Here is a 21,544-nt window from a genome sequence, read left to right on the forward strand (position 1 = left end):
TGTCAGGCAACAGAGATGGGGTTGCCTGATCGCAATCGCCAGCAAGCCGGCTCCCACAGGGAGATGGGTGAGAGTCTGGATGGGTAATCAGCGCTGGTGCACCCGATTTCCCGCCGCATAGGTCTGCAGCACGGTGCGGTCATCCCCCAGGGTCATCAACACGAACAGCTTCTCGGCAATGTCGCGGGCTTGCTGCAGGCGATAGCTCAGCAGCGGCGTGGCGTGATAATCGAGCACCAGGAAGTCGGCATCGCTGCCCGGCTGCAGGTCGCCGATCCGCTGTTCCAGGCGCAACGCCCGGGCGCCGCCGAGGGTCGCCAGGTACAGCGACTTGAACGGGCTCAACCGCGCCCCCTGCAACTGCATCACCTTGTAGGCCTCGTTCAGCGTATGCAGGATCGAGAAGCTGGTGCCCGCGCCGACATCCGTACCGATCCCCACATTGAGCTTGTGCTTCTCGGCCATCGGCAGGTTGAACAGGCCGCTGCCGAGGAAGAAGTTCGACGTCGGGCAGAACGCCACAGCCGAGCCGGTTTCGGCCAGCCGGGCGCATTCGTCGTCGCACAGGTGCACGCCGTGGGCGAACACCGAGCGTTCGCCCAGCAACCGGTAATGGTCATATACGTCCAGGTAGCCCTTGCGCTCCGGGAACAGCTGCTTGACCCATTCGATTTCCTGCAGGTTCTCGCTGATGTGGGTCTGCAGGTACAGGTCTGGATACTCGCCGAGCAACTGGCCGGCGAGGGTCAGTTGTTCCGGGGTCGAGGTCGGTGCGAAACGCGGGGTCACCGCATAGTGCAGGCGGCCCTTGCCGTGCCAGCGCTCGATCAGCGCCTTGCTTTGCGTGTAGCTTGATTCGGCAGTGTCGGTCAGATAATCCGGCGCGTTGCGATCCATCATCACCTTGCCGGCGATCATCCGCAGGTCGAGTTTGTGCGCCGCCTCGAAAAACGCCTCGACCGACTCCGGATGCACGCTGGCGAATACCAGCGCGGTGGTGGTGCCGTTGCGTAGCAGCTCCTTGATGAAGATATCCGCGACCTGGGCGGCATGGGCCGGGTCGGTGAACTGGCTTTCGCAGGGGAAGGTGTAGGTGTTCAGCCAGTCGAGCAGTTGCTCGCCATAGGCGCCGACCATGCCGGTCTGCGGCAGGTGGATGTGGGTGTCGATGAAGCCGGGGGTGATCAGGGCATCGGGGTAGTGGTTGATCTCGACGTCGGCTGCCAGGGTCGGCAGCAACTCGCTGGCGTGGCCGATGGCGCTGATCTTGCCGCCCTCGACCACCAGCAGGCCGTCCTCGAAATATTCGTAGGAGGCTTCGATGCCGACCTCGGCCGGGTCGGCGAGGCTGTGCAGCAGGGCGGCGCGGTAGGCTTTGCAGGTAGCAGGCATGGTCTTTCTCAGTGTGTGGCTTGGCTGCGGCGCGAGGCGGGCAGCAGTTTGGCAATGGGTTCGGCACTCGCGCTGTGCTGGCCGAAATTCGCGTTGTAGGTGGCGATGATCTCGCCGGCGATGGAGATGGCAATTTCCACCGGCAGCTTGCCTTTGACTTCGGCCAGCCCCATCGGGCAGCGCATGCGTTGCAGCGCCGCGTTGTCGAAACCGCGTTCGCGCAGGCGGTGTTCGAATTTCACCCGCTTGGTCTTCGAGCCGATCAGGCCGAAGTAGATGAAGTCGTTGCGCTTGAGCAGGGCGGCGCTGAGCTCGAGGTCGAGCGGGTGGTTATGGGTCATGATCACGCAGTAGCTGCCGGCGGGCAGGTGGTCGATCTCTTCCAGCGGCTCGTCACTGACGATCTTGCGCACACCGTCGGGAATCAGCGCGGGAAACTCCTGCTCACGGGAATCGATCCAGCGCACCCGGCAAGGCAGGCTGGCGAGCAGCGGGACCAGCGCGCGGCCGACATGGCCCGCGCCGAACACGGCGATTTCCGCCTGCACCCGACCCATCGGTTCGAACAGCAGCACCGTCGCGCCGCCACAGCACTGGCCGAGGCTGGCGCCGAGGCTGAAGCGCTCCAGGCGGGTGCTCTGCTGGCCGCTGGCGAGCAGGTCGCGGGCGATCTGCGTGGCCTTGTATTCCAGGTGGCCGCCGCCGATGGTGTCGAAGGTGGCGGTCGCACTGACGACCATCTTCGAGCCGGCGTTGCGAGGGGTCGAACCCTGTTCCTCGATGATGGTCACCAGCACGCAGGGTTGCCCCTGGTGCTGCAGGTCGGCGAGGGCGCTGAGCCAGTCATTCATGGGCACCTCCTGATTGTTCAGCCTTGGCCTGGCGCATCTGCTCGCAGCCCCACAGCACCCGCTCCGGCGTCGCCGGCGCGTCGATCTTCGGCTGCAGCCGATAGTCGGCGATACTCGCCACCGCATCCTTCAAGGCACACCATACGGCAATCCCGAGCATGAACGGCGGTTCACCCACGGCCTTGGAATGGAACACCGTGTCCTCTGGATTCTTGCGGTTCTCCACCAGCTTGACCCGCAGGTCGCTCGGCATGTCCGCCACCGCCGGGATCTTGTAGCTGGCCGGGCCGTTGGTCATCAGCTTGCCCTTGGCGTTCCACACCAGTTCCTCCATGGTCAGCCAGCCCATGCCCTGGATGAAACCACCCTCGACCTGGCCGATGTCGATGGCCGGGTTCAGCGAAGCGCCGACGTCATGCAGGATGTCGGTGCGCAGCATCTTGTACTCGCCGGTCAGGGTGTCGACGATCACCTCGGCGCAGGCCGCGCCATAGGCGTAGTAGTAGAACGGTCGGCCACGGGCCTGGCTGCGGTCGTAGTAGATCTTCGGGGTCTTGTAGAAACCGGTGCTGGACAGCGACACCTGGGCTAAATAGGCCTGCTGGACCAGTGCCTCGAAGGTCAGGATCCGGTCGCGGGCCCGCACATGACCGCTGCGGAATTCGACATCCTCCTCGCTGACCTGGTAGTGCCGCGCGGCAAACTCCACCAGCCGTTGCCGGATGATCTCGGCAGCATTCTGCGCCGCCTTGCCGTTCAGGTCGGCGCCACTGGAGGCGGCGGTGGGCGAGGTGTTCGGGACCTTGTCGGTGTTGGTCGCGGTGATCTGCACCCGATCGATTTCCACCTGAAACACTTCGGCCACCACCTGGGCGACCTTGGTGTTCAGGCCCTGACCCATCTCCGTGCCGCCGTGGTTCAGGTGGATACTGCCATCGGTGTAGACGTGTACCAGCGCGCCAGCCTGGTTGAGGAAGCTGGCGGTGAAGGAAATACCGAATTTCACCGGGGTCAGCGCCAGGCCCTTTTTCAGGATCGGGCTGTGGGCGTTGTAACGGCGAATGGTCTCCCGGCGTTCGGCGTACTGGCTGCTGGCTTCCAGTTCGGCGGTCATTTCTTCGAGCAGGTTGTGTTCGACGGTCTGGTAGTAATGGGTGACGTTACGCTCGGTCTTGCCGTAGTAGTTGATCTTGCGTACCGCCAGTGGATCGAGGCCGAGGTGGCGGGCGATGTGATCCATCACTTCCTCGATGGCAACCATCCCCTGCGGGCCGCCGAAGCCGCGGTAGGCGGTGTTCGAGGCGGTGTGGGTCTTGCAGCGATGGCCGTTGATCGTCGCGTCGCCCAGGTAATAGGCGTTGTCGGCGTGGAACATCGCCCGGTCGACGATGGAGGCCGAGAGGTCCGGCGAGTAACCGCAGTTGCCGGCCAGCTCCAGGTTGATCCCGTGCAGTCGGCCACGGCTGTCGAAGCCGACGTCGTACTCGATGTAGAACGGATGGCGCTTGCCGGTCATCAGCATGTCTTCGACCCGAGGCAGGCGCATCTTGGTCGGTTGTCCGGTCAGGTGCGCAATCACCGCGCACAGGCACGCCGGGCTGGCTGCCTGGGTTTCCTTGCCGCCGAAGCCGCCGCCCATGCGGCGCATGTCGACCACCACCTTGTTCATCGACACATCGAGCACTTCGGCCACCAGCTTCTGCACTTCGGTGGGGTTCTGCGTCGAGCAGTAGACGATCATCCCGCCGTCTTCGGTGGGCATCACCGAGGAAATCTGGGTTTCCAGGTAGAAGTGCTCCTGGCCGCCGATATGCAGGCTGCCCTGGATCCGCTGTTCGGCGCTGGCCAGCGCGGCGGCCGAGTCGCCACGCCGGTGGGTATGGCTGTCGAGGACGAAGTGCCGCTTGCGCAGGGCCTCGACCACATCCAGCACCGGCTCCAGGTCCTCGTACTCGACAAGGGCGGCCATGGCGGCCTGGCGTGCGGTTTCCATGTCCCGAGCGGCAACGGCGAGCACCGGCTGGCCGACGAACTCGACCTTGTCGATGGCCAGCAACGGGTCGCCGGGCAGCAGCGGGCCGATGTCCTTGAGGCCGGGGATATCCTCATGGGTGATGACAATACGTACACCGTCGAAGGCCAGGCAGGGCGTGGTGTCGATCCGCAGGATGCGCGCATGGGCGCGGTCGGACAGCCGCGCATAGACATGCAACTGGTTGGGGAACTCCAGGCGGTCGTCGATATACACCGCTTCGCCGGTCACGTGCTTGTCGGCGCTCTCGTGCCTGACGCTACGACCGACGCCGGTGGTCAGGTCCCGGGCAAACAGCTCGGCGAGTTCGGCCTGGTTTTTTTCCGCAACACGATGGTTAGACATAAGCGGTCACCCGAGTCTCGATATGCGGCGTTTGCAGTTCGATGAAGTATTTGCGCAGCAGGTTCTGGGCACTGAGCAGGCGGTATTCTTTGCTGGCGCGAAAGTCCGACAGCGGGGTGAAATCCTCGGCCAGTGCCGCGCAGGCGCGTTCGACGCTGGCCTGGCTCCAGGGCTGGCCGACCAGTGCGGTTTCGCAGGCCCGGGCCCGTTTTGGAATCGCCGCCATGCCCCCGAAGGCGATCCGCGCCTCGGCCACCACACCCTTGTCGATCCGCAGGTTGAACGCGGCACAGACCGCGGAAATATCGTCGTCCAGCCGCTTGGACACCTTGTAGGCGCGGAACTGCCAGTCGGCGCTGGCGCGGGGCAGGATGACCTTCTCGATGAATTCGCTGTCCTGGCGGGCGGTCACCCGGTAGTCGATGAAATAGTCTTCCAGCGCCAGGGTGCGGCTTTCGGCGCCCTTGCGCAGGACCAGTTGGGCGTTCAGGGCGATCAGCAGGGGCGGCGAGTCACCGATGGGCGAGGCGTTGCCGATATTGCCGCCGAGGGTGCCCTGGTTGCGGATCTGCAGCGAGGCGAAGCGTTGCAGCAACTCGCCGAAATCCGGGTATTCGGCTTGCAGTACGGCATGGCAATCGGACAGCGGCACGGCCGCGCCGATTTCCAGGCGGTCGTCGAAACGCTCGATACGCTTGAGTTCGGCCACCTGGCCAACATGGATCATCACCGGCAGCGGGCGGTGGAACTGGGTGACCTCCAGGGCCAGGTCGGTGCCGCCGGCCAGCAGCCGGGCCTGTGGATAGGATTCGTACAGCTCGGCCAGGTCGGCGACGGTCAGCGGCACCAGGCAACGCTTGTCGCCACTGTTCAGTTCGCCGGTGTCGCGGGGGGCGATGCCTTTCAGGCGGGCGATGGTCTGCGCTTCATGGGCGTCGAACTGGTCGACGGGCTTGTTGCAGCAGGCCTGTTCGGCAGCGGCGAGGATCGGCCGGTAGCCGGTGCAGCGGCACAGGTTGCCCGCCAGGGCCTCGTGGGCCTGGTGGCTGTCCGGAGCCTGGCTGTTCTTCTGCAGGGCGAACAACGACATGACGAAGCCCGGTGTGCAGAAGCCGCATTGCGAACCGTGACAGTCGACCATGGCCTTTTGCACGCTGTGCAACTGGCCCTGGTGCTTGAGGTCCTCGACGCTGAGCAGTTGCTTGCCGTGCAGTGTCGCGACGAAGGTCAGGCACGAATTGAGGCTGCGATAACGGATGCGCTCGGTGCCGGTTTCATCGCAGTGCAACTCGCCGACCACCACGGTGCAGGCGCCGCAGTCGCCGCTGGCGCAGCCCTCTTTGGTGCCGGGGCGACCCAGATGTTCACGCAGGTAATTGAGCACCGTCAGGTTCGGGTCCAGGGTGTGCTCGCTACGGAGTTCCTGATTGAGTAGAAACTGGATCACGGAAAGCCTCGCAGACTCATTATTGTTATTGACCGATGAGCAGAATCTAGTGGGGTCTGACTTTTCGGTCAATAAATTTCTGACTTAAAGGTCAGGTTTTTTGGGGCAGATGAACCCTGTTCTATTCGATTGGGTTTCGGGCGTAGGGAGAAGCTGGGTTCGTGGGCCGGGTTTGAGCGCCTATTCACGGTCAAACCCGGCTTCTACCGAGAGTCTAGATGCGTATTGCGTGCCAGGTCGGTATTCACGGCAGCCTGTCGGCCGCGATCAACAGGTAATGGAAGCTGCCTTCTTCATAGGCCTCGATAAAGGCGTCCTCCACGCCGGTGGCCAGCGAGGAGGTTCGCCGCAGTTTCCAGTACGGCAGGGTCTGGGCTGTCAGGTCCGCCACCTCGACCACCTGGAAGCCCTGTGCCTTCAATTCGCGCAGGTACTCGTTGTAGGAGTGTACGTTGCAACCATAGCGTGCATTGATGATGCTGACCGCCGCCGACGGCATGCCAAAGCGCTCGCTCCAGGCCCCGGTGATTGTCACATAGCGTCCACCCCGGCGAAGGATGCGCCGGTATTCGGTGAACAGGGGAGCCAGGTCGACATACATGGTCGACTCGTTGTTCCAGACCGCCTGGAACCGGGCATCCTCGAAGTACGTGTCGAGCATGTTGCGCAGGTGGAAATGCACCCGGTCCGCCACGCCGCGCTCGGTGGCGCACTGATTGGCGAAATCCACCTGCTTCTGCGAAATGGAAATGCCATCGACCTGGCAACTGAATCGCCGGTTGGCCATCAGGCTGCTGCCACCCCGGCCTGAGCCGGAGTCGAGCAGATGATCGCCAGGCCTGATGGTCCCGAGGTGATCGAGCAGGAAATCGGCCTGCGCGGTCTCCAGTCGATGCAGTTCGGCGGTCACGCGTTGCTGGTAGCCGTCGGTCGTGTCGGCGCCGATGGCCGTGGTGTCGACGTCACCGATGCCGTAGTGGTGGTGATAGAGCCCGTCGATATCGCCCAGCAGGAGATTGACGGGGTTCTGCTCGCGGTTCCAGTAATCGGCGATCGATTGCTGGTAGGGCGTCTGGATGGCGTGATCTCTGGTCATGTGCCGGTTCCTTGCGGTGTCACGGTTGGTGATAGCGCGGGCACCAGTCGTGCCACGCGAGTGAACCTCCCATCCACGCTCGGACTTCCTGCAGATAACGTTGCAGCTCTACCGACGGCTCGCTTTCGAGCCCTTGGCATGCGACCTCGAAATCGCGGGCGAGATTATTGTGCAGGGCCACCGCCATGGCGACGGCCTCGCTTTGCGAACAGTGGTGCTCGGCGGCCATTACCAGCACCAGGTTGCCCATGGGCATCCCGTCCGCCGCTTCCTTGCCGGCCGAATACAGGTCATTGACGATCACCGCCGCCAGGCCGGCCTGGAGCAGGGCCTGGCGTACCCGTGGCGAGTAGAAGATATTCGCCGGCAGCTCATAGCCGCCGGCGATGTCGATCAGCATCTGTGAGGTCTGGAAGCTGTCGAACTGCCGGGTGGCGAGGTATTCCCAGGTCGACGGGCAAACGCCCCGGCGTTTCCATTCGCCATAGACCGTCCAGCTCATGAACATGCCAAATGCGGTGTGGCAGACCCGTCCCACCTGGGCCGGCGAGGCCAGTCGGCGCAACTGCTCGGTGGCCGAGCGGAGGGCCATCAGTACCGGGTCGTCGGTCCACTGTTCTTCGAGCTGGCGCGTGTAATCGCCCGCCGGTGCCAGCTGGCTCATGGCTGCCATGGCCCGGGACAGTCTCTCGCAGAGGAATTCGGGCCGCGCCCCCAGGCTTTCGTCGTCGGCGTAGTAGTCGTCGGCCATCCACCAGGCCGCGTTCAACTGGGCGCACAGCAGCAGGCGGTCGAGGTCGCCAGCGCCGACATAACACGAGGCGACGAAGCGCCCAAGGCTCATCCGGCACACCGCATTCAAGGCTTCATTGCCAAAGCCCACCTGCCGCATCCACGCAACCAGGCGCTCGTCGATTGCGTCCGCCAGCACTTCGTCGTGCCGTTGGCGGGTGGGGCAGTAGAGCCGTGGTGCGGTACCGTCGCCCCATGACTGTTGCAGGTATGGCTGGGGAACCCATGGCATGAGCAGTTGCCTCCCTTGCAAAAGCCGATATCACGGACTTTCCAACGGGCACTCAAGAGGCGAAGGGCTTGACGACTACGACGGACCGGACGAATGGTGGTCCACAGGGCGGGAGGGGGATCGTTCATCGAGCGGCGGATGCAGGACCCTCCAGCACCAGACACTACCTGAGAAGCTTGCGAGCATCCTCTGGGCGCAACGTTCGATCGACCACATGGACCCATCGACACCGTGCGGCGGTGTGAGAGGGGAATTTCATAGCATGGCGAAAATGCGCCTGTCAACAAACCGTGCCGATCACCCGGAATCCGCCACATCCAGACACTTGGCCCTGCGCCATCACGTAGCAATTGCGTTACACTGCACGGCTTGCACTGAGCCAAGATTTTTGAAGGTAAACCATGACGTTCAAGGCGCCGGACAGCCTCGCCGAGCAAATCGCTCACCACCTCGCCGAACGCATCATTCGCGGTGAACTCAAACCCGGGGAGCGCATCCAGGAACAGAAGGTCACGCTGGCGCTCAATGTCAGCCGTGGCTCCGTGCGCGAAGCCTTGCTGATCCTCGAACGCCGCCATCTGATCGCCATCCTGCCGCGCCGTGGCGCCCACGTGACCGAGCTGACCGCCCACAAGGTGCAGAGCCTGTGCACCCTGATGAGCGAGCTGTACATCCTGCTCGGTAACGCCGTGGCCCAGCGCTGGCAGGTGCAGGCCGACCTTGCACCCTTCCTGCAACTGCAGCAGCGCCTGAGCGCCAGCTACGAGCGCCAGGACATCCGCACCTTCGTCGAAGACAGCTTCAACGTGATGCGTGCCGCGTATCCGTTTGCCGACAACCCGTACCTGCAGGAAACCGTCGAGAACCTCCAGCCGGCCATGAGCCGCGCCTACTACCTGGCACTGGAGCGGCGCAAGGCGGAAATGAGCGAGTACCTGGAACTGTTCTCCCGGCTGCTGGCGGCGGTGCTGGCCCGCGACCTGCCGCTGATCCGCTCGGTGCTGATCAGCTACGCCCAGCGCAGTTGTGACATCGTGCTGTCTGCCCTGGCGGTCGATTAAACGTGCGGCTCAAGTGCATCAAGTTGGCCGGGTTCAAGTCCTTCGTCGACCCGACCACGGTGAGCTTCCCCAGTAACATGGCAGCGGTGGTCGGCCCCAATGGTTGCGGCAAGTCGAACATCATCGACGCCGTGCGTTGGGTGATGGGCGAGAGTTCGGCGAAGAACCTGCGCGGCGAGTCGATGACCGACGTCATCTTCAACGGCTCCACCAGCCGCAAGCCGGTCAGCCAGGCGAGCATCGAACTGGTGTTCGACAACTCCGATGGCACCCTGGTCGGCGAGTACGCGGCCTATGCGGAAATTTCCATTCGTCGCAAGGTGACCCGCGACAGCCAGAACAGCTATTTCCTCAACGGCACCAAATGCCGGCGCAAGGACATCACCGACATCTTCCTCGGCACCGGCCTGGGGCCGCGCAGCTACTCGATCATCGAGCAGGGGATGATCTCCAAGCTGATCGAGGCCAAGCCGGAAGACCTGCGCAACTTCATCGAAGAAGCCGCGGGCATCTCCAAGTACAAGGAGCGCCGGCGCGAAACGGAAAACCGTATCCGCCGCACCCACGAGAACCTGGCCCGCCTGACCGACCTGCGCGAAGAGCTGGAACGCCAGCTCGAACGCCTGCACCGCCAGGCCCAGGCCGCCGAGAAATACCAGGAATACAAGGCCGAGGAGCGTCAGCTCAAGGCGCAACTGTCGGCCCTGCGCTGGCAGGCCCTGAACGATCAGGTCGGCCAGCGCGAGTCGGTCATCGGCAACCAGGAAATCAGCTTCGAAGCCCTGGTGGCCGAACAGCGCAACGCCGATGCCAGCATCGAGCGCCTGCGTGACGGCCATCATGAGCTGTCGGAGCGTTTCAACCAGGTGCAGGGGCGCTTCTACTCGGTGGGTGGCGATATCGCCCGGGTCGAGCAGAGCATCCAGCACGGCCAGCAGCGCCTGCGCCAGTTGCAGGACGACTTGCGTGAAGCCGAGCGGGCACGGTTGGAAACCGAGTCGCACCTGGGGCATGACCGCACCCTGCTGGCGACCCTCGGCGAAGAGCTGGCGATGCTCGAACCCGAGCAGGAGCTGACCAGCGCTGCCGCCGAAGAAGCCGCCGCCGCGCTGGAAGAGTCCGAGACCACCATGCACGGCTGGCAGGAGCAGTGGGACACGTTCAACCTGAGTTCCGCCGAACCCCGGCGCCAGGCGGAAGTCCAGCAGTCGCGCATCCAGCAACTGGAAGCGAGCATGGAGCGCCTGGCCGAGCGTCAGCGGCGCCTGGCCGACGAGCGTGCCTTGCTCGCTGCAGACCCGGAAGACGAAGCGATCCTCGAGCTCACCGAGCAATTGGCCGAGAGCGAGCAGACCCTGGAAGACCTGCAGGCCAGCGAAGAGGGCCAGGTCGAGCGCCTGGAACAACTGCGCCAGGATTTGCAAAAGGCCACCCAGGAACAACAACAGGCCCAGGGCGATCTGCAACGGCTGGTTGGCCGTCTTGCTTCCCTGGAGGCCTTGCAGCAGGCGGCGCTCGACCCCGGTACCGGCACCGCCGAATGGCTGCGTGAACAACAGCTGGCCGAACGTCCACGGCTGGCCCAGGGCCTGAAGGTCCAGCCCGGCTGGGAACTGGCGGTGGAAACCGTGCTCGGTGCCGACTTGCAGGCGGTACTGGTGGATAACTTCGCCGGCCTCGACCTGAACGGTTTCCAGCAAGGCGACCTGCGCCTGCTCACCCCCACGGCGCAAGGCACGCGGATTTCCGGCAGCCTGCTGGAAAAGGTCGAGGCGGATATCGACTTGTCACCCTGGCTGGGTCAGGTCAAACCGGTCGACAGCCTGGAACAGGCGCTGGCGTTGCGCGGGCAACTGGCGGTCGGCGAAAGCCTGATCAGCCGTGACGGTTACTGGGTCGGTCGGCATTTCCTGCGGGTACGCCGCGCCAGCGAAGCGGAAAGCGGCGTGCTGGCCCGTGGGCAGGAAATCGAGCAATTGCAGCTCGATCGCGAAGCGCTGGAAGAAACCCTGGCGACGCTCGAAACCCAACTGCAAACCCTGCGCGCCACCCAGCGCCAGCAGGAAACCGGCCGTGAACACCTGCGTCGGTTGCTGCAGGACGAGGCCCGCCAGCAGGGCGAACTGAAAGCCAAGCTGTCCGCCGCCAAGGCCAAGGTCGAACAACTGCAACTGCGCCGTACCCGGCTCGACGAAGAAGTCGAGGAGCTGGCCGTACAGCGCGCCCAGGAACACGAAGACGTCGGCGAGGCGCGCCTGCAACTGCAGGACGCGCTCGATGCGATGGCCGTCGATGCCGAGCAACGCGAGCTGCTGCTGGCCGAACGGGACAGCTTGCGTGAACGCCTCGATCGCGTGCGCCAGGAAGCCCGCCAGCACAAGGACCACGCCCACCAACTGGCGGTACGCCTGGGTTCGCTGAAGGCCCAGCACGATTCCACCCGCCAGGCCCTCGAACGGCTGGAGATGCAGTCCGAGCGTCTGACGGAAAAACGCGAGCAGTTGAGCCTGAACCTGGAGGAGGGTGAAGCCCCGCTCGAAGAGTTGCGCCTCAAGCTTGAGGAACTGCTCGACAAGCGCATGAGCGTCGACGTTGAACTCAAGACCGCGCAAATCGCCCTGGAAGATGCCGACCGCGAACTGCGCGATGCCGAGAAGCGCCGCAGCCAGGCCGAGCAGCAGGCCCAACTGATTCGGGGCCAGCTCGAACAGCAACGCATGGAATGGCAGGCCCTCACGGTGCGCCGCAAGGCCTTGCAGGACCAGTTGCTGGAAGACGGCTACGACCTGCACGGCGTGCTCGCCACCCTGGAGGCCGGGGCCAGCGAAAAGGACGCCGAGGAAGAACTCGAGCGCATTGCCGGACGCATCCAGCGCCTGGGCGCGATCAACCTCGCGGCCATCGACGAATACCGGCAACAATCGGAGCGTAAACATTACCTGGATGCGCAGAACGCCGACCTGGTCGAAGCCCTGGAAACCCTGGAAAACGTCATTCGCAAGATCGACAAGGAAACCCGCAATCGCTTCAAGGACACCTTCGACCAGGTCAACGGTGGCCTGCAAGCATTGTTTCCAAAAGTGTTTGGTGGCGGCAGTGCCTATCTCGATCTGACGGGCGATGACCTGCTCGATACCGGCGTGACCATCATGGCGCGGCCCCCGGGGAAAAAGAACAGCACCATCCATTTGCTCTCCGGTGGCGAAAAGGCCCTGACGGCCCTGGCCCTGGTGTTCTCCATCTTCAAGTTGAACCCGGCACCGTTCTGTATGCTCGACGAAGTTGACGCCCCGCTGGATGACGCTAACGTTGGACGTTATGCCCGGTTGGTCAAGGAAATGTCCGAGTCGGTGCAATTTATCTATATCACCCACAACAAGATCGCCATGGAAATGGCTGATCAACTGATGGGGGTGACGATGCACGAACCCGGCTGTTCGCGGCTGGTGGCGGTGGATGTCGAGGAGGCCATGGCGATGGTCGACGCCTGAAAAGGCGGCCAGCCAATGGCCCGAATTCAAGACGCAAGGTGCTTTCCGAAGGTCTTGCGGGAACTCGCACCGATCCTTGGGGACTTATTAATGCGTACCCTGTACGACAGACGGTGTAAAGTTACCTTTGGTCGTGTTAATTTAATGTCCAATTTTCTTGTGCGTGGGGAAAAACGCCTGTCAGAACATAGAGTTGGCGCCACGCTTTAAAGGGTTTTCCGCCCTTTTTTCATAGAACCATTATTAGAGGCACGGGATTACATGGAAATCGGTCTGCGCGAGTGGCTGATCGTCATCGGCATCATTGTCATCGCCGGTATTCTTTTTGATGGCTGGCGCCGCATGCGCGGCGGCAAGGGCAAGCTCAAGTTTCGTCTGGACCGCAGCCTCTCGAACCTGCCGGACGACGATGCCAATGCCGAGCTGCTGGGTCCGTCCCGCGTGCTGGACAACCATAAAGAGCCCGAGCTGGATGAGCATGACCTGCCATCGGTGAGCATGTCGGCGCGTGAGCCACGGGAAAAGCCGTCCAAGCGTGGCAAGCGCGCCAGCGAGCCGAGCCAGGGTGACCTGAATCTCGACCTGGATGAAGGTCCGAGCTTCAGCAGCCGTGATGACGACTTTGCCGACGACCACAAGCCGGCCGCGCGCCAGGACAAGGACCGTCAGGACAAAGAGCAGCCGGCTGCCGAGGAAGTGCTGGTGATCAGCGTGATCAGCCGCGACGTCAACGGCTTCAAGGGCCCGGCCCTACTGCAGAACATCCTCGAAAGCGGCCTGCGTTTCGGCGAGATGGACATCTTCCATCGCCACGAAAGCATGGCCGGCAATGGCGAAGTGCTGTTCTCCATGGCCAACGCGGTCAAGCCCGGCGTGTTCGATCTCGACGACATCGACCACTTCACCACCCCGGCCGTTAGCTTCTTCCTCGGCCTGCCAGGCCCGCGTTATCCCAAGCAGGCTTTCGACGTGATGGTGGCCGCCGCGCGCAAGCTGTCCCAGGAACTCAACGGTGAGCTCAAGGACGACCAGCGCAGCGTACTGACCGCCCAGACCATCGAGCACTACCGTCAGCGCATCGTCGAATTCGAACGTCGCGCCCTGACCCAGAAGCGCTGATTGGCGAATGTTGTGGATGGGCTTGAAGCCGCTTTCGCGGGCAAGCCCTGCTCCTGCAGACCTCAGTCGAACATCGCAGATCCTGTAGGCGCCGGGCTTGCCCGCGAAGAGGCCCTACGCTTCACCGCCGAAAACGCACTAACATATTGAGCAGCCCCGGCTGCTCTTTTGCTTTCCGAGAGACCCCATGACCGTCGCCCAGACCCGTATTCTAGAGCTGCGTGCTGAACTGGATCAGCACAACTACCGCTACCACGTGCTCGACGAACCGAGCATCCCGGACGCCGAATACGATCGCTTGTACCACGAGCTCAAGGCCCTGGAAGCCGAACACCCGGAACTGGTCACCGCCGACTCGCCGACCCAGCGCGTCGGCAGCGCAGCGTTGACCGCGTTCACCCAGGTCCGCCATGAAATCCCGATGCTGAGCCTGGGCAACGCCTTCGAAGAAATCGACATGCGCGAATTCGATCGCCGCGTCACCGAAGGCCTCGACCTGCCGGCCGGCGACCTGTTCGGGGGTGGCGCCGCCGTCGAATACAGCTGCGAACCGAAACTCGATGGCCTGGCGGTCAGCCTGCTGTACCAGGATGGCCTGCTGGTGCGCGGCGCTACCCGTGGCGACGGCACCACCGGCGAAGACATCAGCGTCAACGTGCGTACCGTGCGCAACATTCCGCTCAAGCTGCAGGGCAGCGGTTGGCCGGCGACCCTCGAAGTGCGCGGCGAAGTGTTCATGTCCAAGGCCGGCTTCGAACGCCTCAACGAGGCGCAACTGGAGGCGGGCGGCAAGACCTTCGCCAACCCGCGCAACGCCGCAGCGGGCAGCCTGCGCCAGCTCGACTCGAAGATCACCGCCAGCCGCCCGCTGGAATTCTGCTGCTACGGGCTGGGCCAGGTCTCGGCCGACATCGCCGACAGCCACATCGGCAACCTGCAGCAACTCAAGGCCTGGGGCATGCCCATCAGCCATGAACTGAAACTGGCCAAGGGCATCGACGAATGCCTGGACTACTACCGCGCTATCGGCGAGCGCCGCAACGCGCTGCCCTATGAAATCGACGGCGTGGTGTTCAAGGTCAACAGCCTGGCGTCCCAGCGCGAACTGGGCTTCCGTGCCCGCGAGCCGCGCTGGGCGATTGCCCACAAGTTCCCGGCGATGGAAGAACTCACCGAACTGCTCGACGTGGAGTTCCAGGTCGGCCGTACCGGCGCGGTCACTCCGGTGGCCCGCCTCAAGCCGGTCAAGGTCGCTGGCGTCACCGTCTCCAACGCCACCCTGCACAACATGGACGAAGTGGCGCGCCTGGGGCTGATGATCGGCGACAGCGTGATCATCCGCCGCGCCGGTGACGTGATTCCGCAAGTGGTCCAGGTGGTCACCGAGCGCCGCCCGGAAAACGCCCGCGCTGTGCAGATTCCCGAGAGCTGCCCGGTGTGCGGCTCCCACGTCGAACGCACCCAACTGATCAAGCGCAGCAAGGGCCGTGAAACCGTCAGCGAAGGCGCGGTGTACCGCTGCGTCGGCCGCCTGGCCTGCGGCGCGCAACTCAAGCAGGCGATCATCCACTTCGTCTCCCGCCGCGCGATGGACATCGAAGGCCTGGGTGACAAGACCATCGAACAACTGGTGGATGAAAACCTGATCGCCTCGCCGGCCGACCTCTACACCCTCAAGCGCGAAGACATCGTCGACCTCGAAGGCTTTGCCGAACTGTCGACCAGCAACCTGCTGCAAGCCATCGCCGACAGCAAACAGCCGAGCCTGGCGCGCTTCATCTACGCCCTGGGCATTCCCGATGTGGGCGAGGAGACCGCCAAGGTCCTGGCGCGTTCCCTGGGCTCGCTGGAGCGGGTGATGCAGGCGTTGCCGGCCGTGCTGACCTACCTGCCGGACATCGGCCTGGAAGTGGCCCACGAGATCCACAGCTTCTTCGAAGACGAACACAACCGCACGGTTATCGGCCAACTGCTCGAACGCGGCCTGGTGCTGCAGGACCAGGGCGAACTGGGCGCCGAATTCGCTGCCAGCACCACCCTGGGTGGATTGATCGCCAAGCTCGACATCAGCTCGGTGGGCCCGACGGCGGCGGAAAAACTGGCGGCCAAGTTCGGCTCGGTCGAAGGCATCATCAACGCCGACTGGCTGGACCTGCGCCAGGCGCTGAACGAAAAGCCGGCGAAGGCGGTACGGGAGTTCTTCGATGTACCGGCCAATGCCGAACGGGCGCTGGCGATCGAAGCGCAACTGCGTGATTTCGGCATGCATTGGCAGAGCGAGAAAAAGACCGTGGAAGGCCTGCCGCTGACCGGCCAGACCTGGGTGCTGACCGGCTCGCTGGAACTGATGAGCCGCGATGTGGCCAAGGACAAACTGGAAAGCCTGGGCGCCAAGGTGGCGGGTTCCGTTTCGGCCAAGACCCATTGCGTGGTCGCAGGCCCGGGCGCTGGCTCAAAACTGGCGAAGGCCAACGAACTGGGCCTCAAGGTGCTGGATGAAGAGGCGTTCGTCGCTTTCCTGAAAACCCACGGTATCGAAGCCTGACACGGATAGCTGCTGGGGCCGCAAGTCGGCCCCAGCAGCTACTGCGGCGTACGCAGTCTGTACGCTTGACGCCGACCTGTGGGAGCCGGCTTCATCCGCGAAGACGGCCTCACAAGCGCTACGTGAACCACCTGGCACCCATCTGCCGAATTGCTTTTTCACCCTGTGTCAGTCAGAAAACCCCCAAACTTCGACTGATATTTCTGTTCCTTGGCATTGCCGATGCTTCAGGTTCATTTGACAGGAGAGGGCCGCCGCAAAGCCTTCTGCCATCTCCCCAATTATCGAAAGATCTCTTTAATTTGAGTGAAGTTTCCTAGAAAATCCCAACCCGTTGCGCCTGTTCCAGCTGGGGACTAGTCTGCGTCTTGTCACCGCAAAATCGGTGATACGGACGTGCAAGTCCGCAAAGCGATAGAAGGCGCATCAATGTCATGCACTTTCAGCACCTTCGTGTCTGGAATCCTGTGTTATGGCGGCTGTACGCGGGAGATCTTCGGGATCTGCCGGGTTATTTGTGCGCCTCTTCGCCCCCGGTCTTGCACACCTGCGTACAGCTGCCACCCTCTTTGCGTGCAAGCTAACGGTGACAGTCTTTCCCTAAACAGCGTGAAAGAGGCTCACAATCATGTTCAAGATCACTCCCAATCCCCCAACCGAAGACCTGTCATCCCCAGCCGGCCAACGAGCCGTCGACAGAGCGTTCTCCCACTACGAACTTTCTTCCCTGACCAAACGACGTTCACGACGCGAAACGCCCACGGCTGAAGACACCCTGGCCCAGATCCACGAAATCCTCCAATCCGCCTCCGCGACTGCCTACGAATGCGCGGACCACCTGCAAGGCACCACCCGCAAACTGGCGTTGGCCGTCGTCCACCTGGTCGACCTGGCCCAGGTCCAGGTCGATGAGCTTCTGGATGCCAAACAAGTAACCACCTGACCCCGACGGTAGGCCTCATGGCTGCGAGCAGCGCTTGGGGCCTATTCGTAAGCCGGATCGCCGCATCGCCTGCTCCTGCCGAGCTTGCGTCATACGCCTATCCCCCCACTGTGGGAGCCGGCTTGCTGGCGATCCGCCAAAGGCGGCCATCCACCCCCTTTTGCGGCGCCAGCGAGGCCGCCATCGCCAGCAAGCCGGCTCCCACAGGCCCAGCAGCGCTCCATGCATCTACGTTCTTCCTGCCCCGCAAGGTCCGACAGCACATCCCCGCGCCGACAAGTGCTTGACCCTCATCGAATTTTTACGCCACCTAGCGGTTGTAACTTCCCGTTATCTAGGTACAATGGCGCGGCTCGCTGCCAGGCGAGTGTTGTTATGGTGACCCCATCGGTCCCCCCGCAACGATTACCCGTTAACCTGGTCAGGCCCGGAAGGGAGCAGCCACAGCGGGAACATTGTGTGCCGGGGTGTGGCTGGTGGGGTTGCCTCCATTTCTAAGTCCTTGATTTTAAAGGATTTATCAGTAAAAAGTTTCGAAGTATGACAGCGTTTAGGTACACCTAAGTGGTGCACTGAGCTGGCAATCTTACTTTGTTAATTTTGTTCACACCAATGTAGCCACTCAGTGGGCGGTTTCGCCTGTGAGGCGCCACTACCAATAGCTGCTATGAGGCTCTGCGAGCTTCGCTGACTCATTTTTGCGTGCTCTAGCTGGGTGGTTAGCCGGTTGTATTGGCTGCCTCGTGAGGACGCATGATAGCATTGCGATATCAAAGAAAACGCCTTTCAAACATTGTAAAAGGACTTACGCAAATGGCTCTGTCACCCACTCAAAAAACTCCTGCCCAACGTAAGGAACTGCTTGCTGCGATTGACTCGCTAGCTAAAAGGGGCGGTATAAGTCGTGATAGAGCCCTGGCTGCATGGTACGCGTCCACTCTTTTGGGTATTGACGAAGACGAGGCAATTGATGCCGCCTCGGTAGACGGCCCGGAAGATGCTGGTTGTGATTTTATTTACATCGACGATGACCAGCAGACTATTTATGTGCTTCAAGGATATGTTTCCGAGAGAGCAGATAAAAGTGCTGGTTTGAAGAAATGGAATGCGCTAATTGGTGCTGTCGCTAGCGTTAAAGACCCTATTATGTTTCAGTATGCGGGTCGAAATGACATATATGATAGATTGACTGAAGGAGATATAGACGGTTATAGTATGGTCTTTGGCTTGGTAACGCTCGCAGCTAAATCTGACCTTATATCAAGAAATAGAGAGGCAACTGTTCGTTCCAGAAGTTATGGGGATGTCTCATTCTTCTATGAATATCAAGATACTTTATATGATAAATATTTAGTAGTAAAAGCTGCTGATCGTAATGTTCCGCAAGATAGCTTGCAGTTTAATGGTGGTATCGCTGAGCTGCGCGGGGAGTTTGGGTATTCAATAGTTGGTTCTGTATATGCTGGAGAGCTATTTCGCCTATATGGCCAGTATGATAATCAACTATTTGAGGGTAATGTCCGGCTTTTTATCGGTCAGCGAAAGGGCGGTATTAACGAGAAGATAGTCGAGACCGCAGAAAATAGGCATGGTGATTTTTGGGCTTTGAATAATGGCATCACAATAGTTGCCGATTCATTTGAGGAGATCGCTGAGAATAAATACACAATCAGAAGCTTCTCAATTGTCAATGGTTGTCAAACCACAGTTAGCCTATCTAAAGCTATTGAAAATAGCCCCAGTGCGGGGCAATCGCAGGTGTTAGTGCGGGTGGTGGCGGCTAAGAAAGCATTGCTTACAGATATTGTTAGGTACAACAACACGCAAAACCCGGTTAAGCTTGCTGCTGTTCGATTACTTGATCCTATTCAAGAAAGTTTGCGCACCACATTTTCCACTATCGACTATACGTATGCGCCCAAGCAAGAGGGTGCAAGGGTAATGAAAAATTCGAAGAGGATAGAGCTGGATAAAGCCGCTCAGTATTTGGCTGCTATGTCCGATGATACCATTCTCGAAGCTGTTACGAGAAAGATGGAGCTGTTTGATCGTTTTTATAAAATGGTATTTCCGCGAGGGTTAACAGCAGAAAAAGTTTTTCTTGCGTGGTTGATAGCTCACGAAGTTGAAGTGGAGCGAGCTGTATTGCTTAATGCAGCCGGTGTGCCTGACGATAAAGTGATGAAGGTTATTTTAGGTATACATGGTACTCCGTGGGGGATTTTTGTTACTAATTTCCTAATTGACCGTCTTGGTACTGACGTTTCGAAACTGACCTTAAGCAAGATGGTAGGTGATGATTTCAAAAATGCAGTAGGCAAGTATTCTAGAAAGGCGATGGAGTTGTACTCCGAAATTGCGGTTAGTATTGTAAGTTCGGATGATGAAGCTGCGAGTGTTCGAAACGAAATTCGTGTAAAGCCTTTTCTAGATAAGTTGAAGAGAACACTTGCTCTGAAGCTAAATAACTCCGCTCGTTGGAAATTACCAAAGCTTCATAATATTTCTAGTTAATGTGGAGTTGCCCTCGTGTCAGTTGGAGAACTGAAATGCGAGGGCATTCTATTTGGCGAAAATTGAAGCCATAACGACTGCCGTGATGGATACTGCCAACTCATTACAGTGTCGGTCAGCAGAAACGGGGACGGATTTATTTTCTGATTTATTTTCTACTTTTTCTGGGAAATAAATCCGTCCCCGTTTGGTCCAGCTTCCGCCACACCTTGGCCGACTACCTGAAAAAAAAGGGCGTTACTGAGTCACTGGTCGGTGGGCTGCTGGGGCATCAGACAGGGGGCATCACGTTTGGACGGTATAGTAAGAGCTTCAGGCCGGATGTATTGACGCCCGTAGTGGGGCTGATAAGTCTAGAATACTTTGTGTAGCAGGAGCAGTATTGCCATCTTCTTTAGAGGGATTCAGTACATGGCCGTCAGTGTTTTCATCGACAACAACGCTTGGGATTACCTGTTTGCTCGAAAAGTAGACTTAGCGGTCGACATTTCTGCGAATGACTTTGTCTTTGCCATTACTCGCGAAGCTGAGTTCGAGATACGAACATTGCCCGAGGATTTGAAGAGCTATGTCTTGAAATGGGTCACCTGCGGGGTAGTGACTACCGACACATACTTTGGTTTTGCTGAAGCAAATTCAGATGGTGAGTCTCGGGTCGGAGGTTTTGATTGCGGAAGGTTCATTGGTTTGGCAGAAAGCAAGATTTTAAGTTCAGAGAGTGGTGTCGTTAAAGACACACTACGACCTACGGGGCTGTACAAAAATGAAGCTGACGTATCGCTTGCAGCGAGGTCGGCCCATTCAGCGATCCTGACTTCGGATACGAAGAAGGTGCTGGGTAGGGTGGTCAGTAAATATGGTGGTGTTGTTGTGAATCTTGCGCATTGGCCGGCCGATATGCCATTTGATTCATATTTGAAGTCCCAATGTACGTCGTTGATAGGGGGCTAGACCTTATTTCCTAACTTATTTGGTCCTGGCTCATCGGTGGAGCTGTCTTCGGGGAATATCTCTCCGGCAAAGAATAGGTCTTCGATTCCTTTGTCCGCCGCTTGGAACTCGTCAAAGTTAAAATCAGCGCCGCCGGTTTGCAGCTTACAGAACCCAACGCGTCGCAGCTCGGGTTGGTACGTGACCAGCCTCGGCAGCGGCTTGCCATTGCGGATGATGACGAATTCCTCGCCGTTGTGCGCCTGCTCGACGTACTGTTCGAAATTGCTCTCCAGCTCCGTGCTGTCAATGAAGCGAGAAACGGAGACGTGGGAAATAAATCCGTCCCCGTTTGGTCCCAGCAATCGTCTGGCTTCCTTGCGGTGCTCGATGAACAACTAACCCACCAGCGCTGCGAGGGCGTCGCGGTCAAGTCCCGAGACGACAAGCGTGCGGTAGCCGTGCTGTTGACCAGAATCATCGGTGGCATGCCCATCGACCAGATAACCCGCAAGGACGCCCACCTATTTCGAGAGACGGCGCTGAAGCTTCCCCCGTGCCTGCATCAGGTGCCGGACCAACCACTGGAGCAGTCCATCGCGGAGGCGACCAGTACCATCAGCGCCACGACGTTCAACAACTACGTGAAGAACCTGATTGCGCATATTGCTGCCGGATACCTATCTCCAATTAGTCGCCGTTTTAATTTTTACCACCGAGGCCTTAAACGTAAGCGCTCCATAAACCCCACTTG

Annotated in this window: 14 protein-coding genes and 1 other RNA gene; 8 read left to right on the top strand and 7 right to left on the bottom strand. The window is 60.5% G+C overall.

Translation table 11 applies throughout. The features are described 5' to 3' along the window. Positions 1 to 87: 87 nt before the first annotated feature. The 6 genes from guaD to BLU37_RS16630 all read right to left on the bottom strand — a co-directional run bounded on the left by guaD (position 88) and on the right by BLU37_RS16630 (position 8,187). Positions 88 to 1,392 carry a guanine deaminase gene (guaD, locus tag BLU37_RS16605; RefSeq protein WP_090206663.1) on the bottom strand — a complete coding sequence of 435 codons (1,305 nt, stop codon included), beginning with the start codon at positions 1,390 to 1,392 and terminating at the stop codon, positions 88 to 90. Positions 1,393 to 1,400: 8 nt separating this feature from the next. Further along, positions 1,401 to 2,243, bottom strand: a complete 843-nt coding sequence (gene xdhC / locus BLU37_RS16610) for a xanthine dehydrogenase accessory protein XdhC (protein ID WP_090206665.1) — start codon at positions 2,241 to 2,243, stop codon at positions 1,401 to 1,403. After that, a complete protein-coding gene (gene xdhB / locus BLU37_RS16615; RefSeq protein WP_090206667.1) occupies positions 2,236 to 4,620 on the bottom strand; it encodes a xanthine dehydrogenase molybdopterin binding subunit in 2,385 nt (794 codons plus the stop codon). The genes xdhC and xdhB overlap by 8 nt, the downstream gene beginning before the upstream one ends. After that, positions 4,613 to 6,067: a xanthine dehydrogenase small subunit gene (gene xdhA / locus BLU37_RS16620; RefSeq protein ID WP_090206670.1), complete on the bottom strand. Its 1,455-nt coding sequence runs from the start codon at positions 6,065 to 6,067 to the stop codon at positions 4,613 to 4,615. Before xdhA ends, xdhB begins: the two co-directional genes overlap by 8 nt. Positions 6,068 to 6,311: 244 nt before the next feature. Beyond that, entirely contained in the window at positions 6,312 to 7,163 is an 852-nt protein-coding gene (locus BLU37_RS16625; RefSeq protein WP_090206672.1) for a geranyl diphosphate 2-C-methyltransferase, read from the bottom strand. 19 nt (positions 7,164 to 7,182) lie between these two features. Further along, a complete protein-coding gene (locus tag BLU37_RS16630) occupies positions 7,183 to 8,187 on the bottom strand; it encodes a terpene synthase family protein (protein WP_090206687.1) in 1,005 nt (334 codons plus the stop codon). A gap of 401 nt (positions 8,188 to 8,588) precedes the next feature. Between BLU37_RS16630 and BLU37_RS16635 the strand changes: the two genes are divergently transcribed. The 8 genes from BLU37_RS16635 (at position 8,589) to BLU37_RS16675 (ending at position 20,811) form a co-directional block, all read left to right on the top strand. Next, complete coding sequence (locus BLU37_RS16635; RefSeq protein ID WP_090206690.1) at positions 8,589 to 9,248, top strand: GntR family transcriptional regulator; 660 nt, start codon at positions 8,589 to 8,591, stop codon at positions 9,246 to 9,248. Positions 9,249 to 9,250: 2 nt separating this feature from the next. After that, entirely contained in the window at positions 9,251 to 12,739 is a 3,489-nt protein-coding gene (gene smc, locus BLU37_RS16640) for a chromosome segregation protein SMC (RefSeq protein WP_090206693.1), read from the top strand. 261 nt (positions 12,740 to 13,000) lie between these two features. Next, on the top strand, positions 13,001 to 13,858 hold the full coding sequence (gene zipA, locus BLU37_RS16645) for a cell division protein ZipA (RefSeq protein ID WP_090206695.1): 858 nt from the start codon (positions 13,001 to 13,003) through the stop codon (positions 13,856 to 13,858). A 187-nt stretch (positions 13,859 to 14,045) separates the two neighbouring features. Then, the gene (gene ligA / locus BLU37_RS16650; RefSeq protein ID WP_090206713.1) at positions 14,046 to 16,403 is read left to right on the top strand and encodes an NAD-dependent DNA ligase LigA; all 2,358 of its coding nucleotides are present in this window, start codon (positions 14,046 to 14,048) and stop codon (positions 16,401 to 16,403) included. Positions 16,404 to 17,031: 628 nt separating this feature from the next. After that, on the top strand, positions 17,032 to 17,346 hold the full coding sequence (locus tag BLU37_RS16655) for a DUF6124 family protein (protein WP_090206716.1): 315 nt from the start codon (positions 17,032 to 17,034) through the stop codon (positions 17,344 to 17,346). 385 nt (positions 17,347 to 17,731) lie between these two features. Continuing rightward, an RNA gene (gene ffs / locus BLU37_RS16660) (signal recognition particle sRNA small type) lies at positions 17,732 to 17,828 on the top strand. A 331-nt stretch (positions 17,829 to 18,159) separates the two neighbouring features. After that, the gene (locus BLU37_RS16665) at positions 18,160 to 19,860 is read left to right on the top strand and encodes an AIPR family protein (RefSeq protein WP_090206719.1); all 1,701 of its coding nucleotides are present in this window, start codon (positions 18,160 to 18,162) and stop codon (positions 19,858 to 19,860) included. Positions 19,861 to 20,271: 411 nt separating this feature from the next. After that, positions 20,272 to 20,811, top strand: a complete 540-nt coding sequence (locus BLU37_RS16675; RefSeq protein WP_090206722.1) for a hypothetical protein — start codon at positions 20,272 to 20,274, stop codon at positions 20,809 to 20,811. Here BLU37_RS16675 and BLU37_RS16680 read toward each other — a convergent pair. Further along, the gene (locus BLU37_RS16680; RefSeq protein WP_090206725.1) at positions 20,808 to 21,188 is read right to left on the bottom strand and encodes a type II toxin-antitoxin system Phd/YefM family antitoxin; all 381 of its coding nucleotides are present in this window, start codon (positions 21,186 to 21,188) and stop codon (positions 20,808 to 20,810) included. The genes BLU37_RS16675 and BLU37_RS16680 overlap by 4 nt on opposite strands. Positions 21,189 to 21,544 lie beyond the last annotated feature (356 nt).

This window comes from Pseudomonas asplenii (assembly GCF_900105475.1).
Lineage (GTDB): Bacteria > Pseudomonadota > Gammaproteobacteria > Pseudomonadales > Pseudomonadaceae > Aquipseudomonas > Aquipseudomonas asplenii.

Bases quoted from the DNA above. Each gene is read 5' to 3' on its own strand.
- guaD (WP_090206663.1), bottom strand. From the start codon at position 1,392: ATGCCTGCTACCTGCAAAGCCTACCGCGCCGCCCTGCTGCACAGCCTC.
- ligA (WP_090206713.1), top strand. From the start codon at position 14,046: ATGACCGTCGCCCAGACCCGTATTCTAGAGCTGCGTGCTGAACTGGAT.
- BLU37_RS16665 (WP_090206719.1), top strand. From the start codon at position 18,160: ATGGCTCTGTCACCCACTCAAAAAACTCCTGCCCAACGTAAGGAACTG.
- BLU37_RS16655 (WP_090206716.1), top strand. From the start codon at position 17,032: ATGTTCAAGATCACTCCCAATCCCCCAACCGAAGACCTGTCATCCCCA.
- BLU37_RS16675 (WP_090206722.1), top strand. From the start codon at position 20,272: ATGGCCGTCAGTGTTTTCATCGACAACAACGCTTGGGATTACCTGTTT.
- BLU37_RS16635 (WP_090206690.1), top strand. From the start codon at position 8,589: ATGACGTTCAAGGCGCCGGACAGCCTCGCCGAGCAAATCGCTCACCAC.
- BLU37_RS16630 (WP_090206687.1), bottom strand. From the start codon at position 8,187: ATGCCATGGGTTCCCCAGCCATACCTGCAACAGTCATGGGGCGACGGT.
- xdhC (WP_090206665.1), bottom strand. From the start codon at position 2,243: ATGAATGACTGGCTCAGCGCCCTCGCCGACCTGCAGCACCAGGGGCAA.
- xdhB (WP_090206667.1), bottom strand. From the start codon at position 4,620: ATGTCTAACCATCGTGTTGCGGAAAAAAACCAGGCCGAACTCGCCGAG.
- BLU37_RS16625 (WP_090206672.1), bottom strand. From the start codon at position 7,163: ATGACCAGAGATCACGCCATCCAGACGCCCTACCAGCAATCGATCGCC.
- zipA (WP_090206695.1), top strand. From the start codon at position 13,001: ATGGAAATCGGTCTGCGCGAGTGGCTGATCGTCATCGGCATCATTGTC.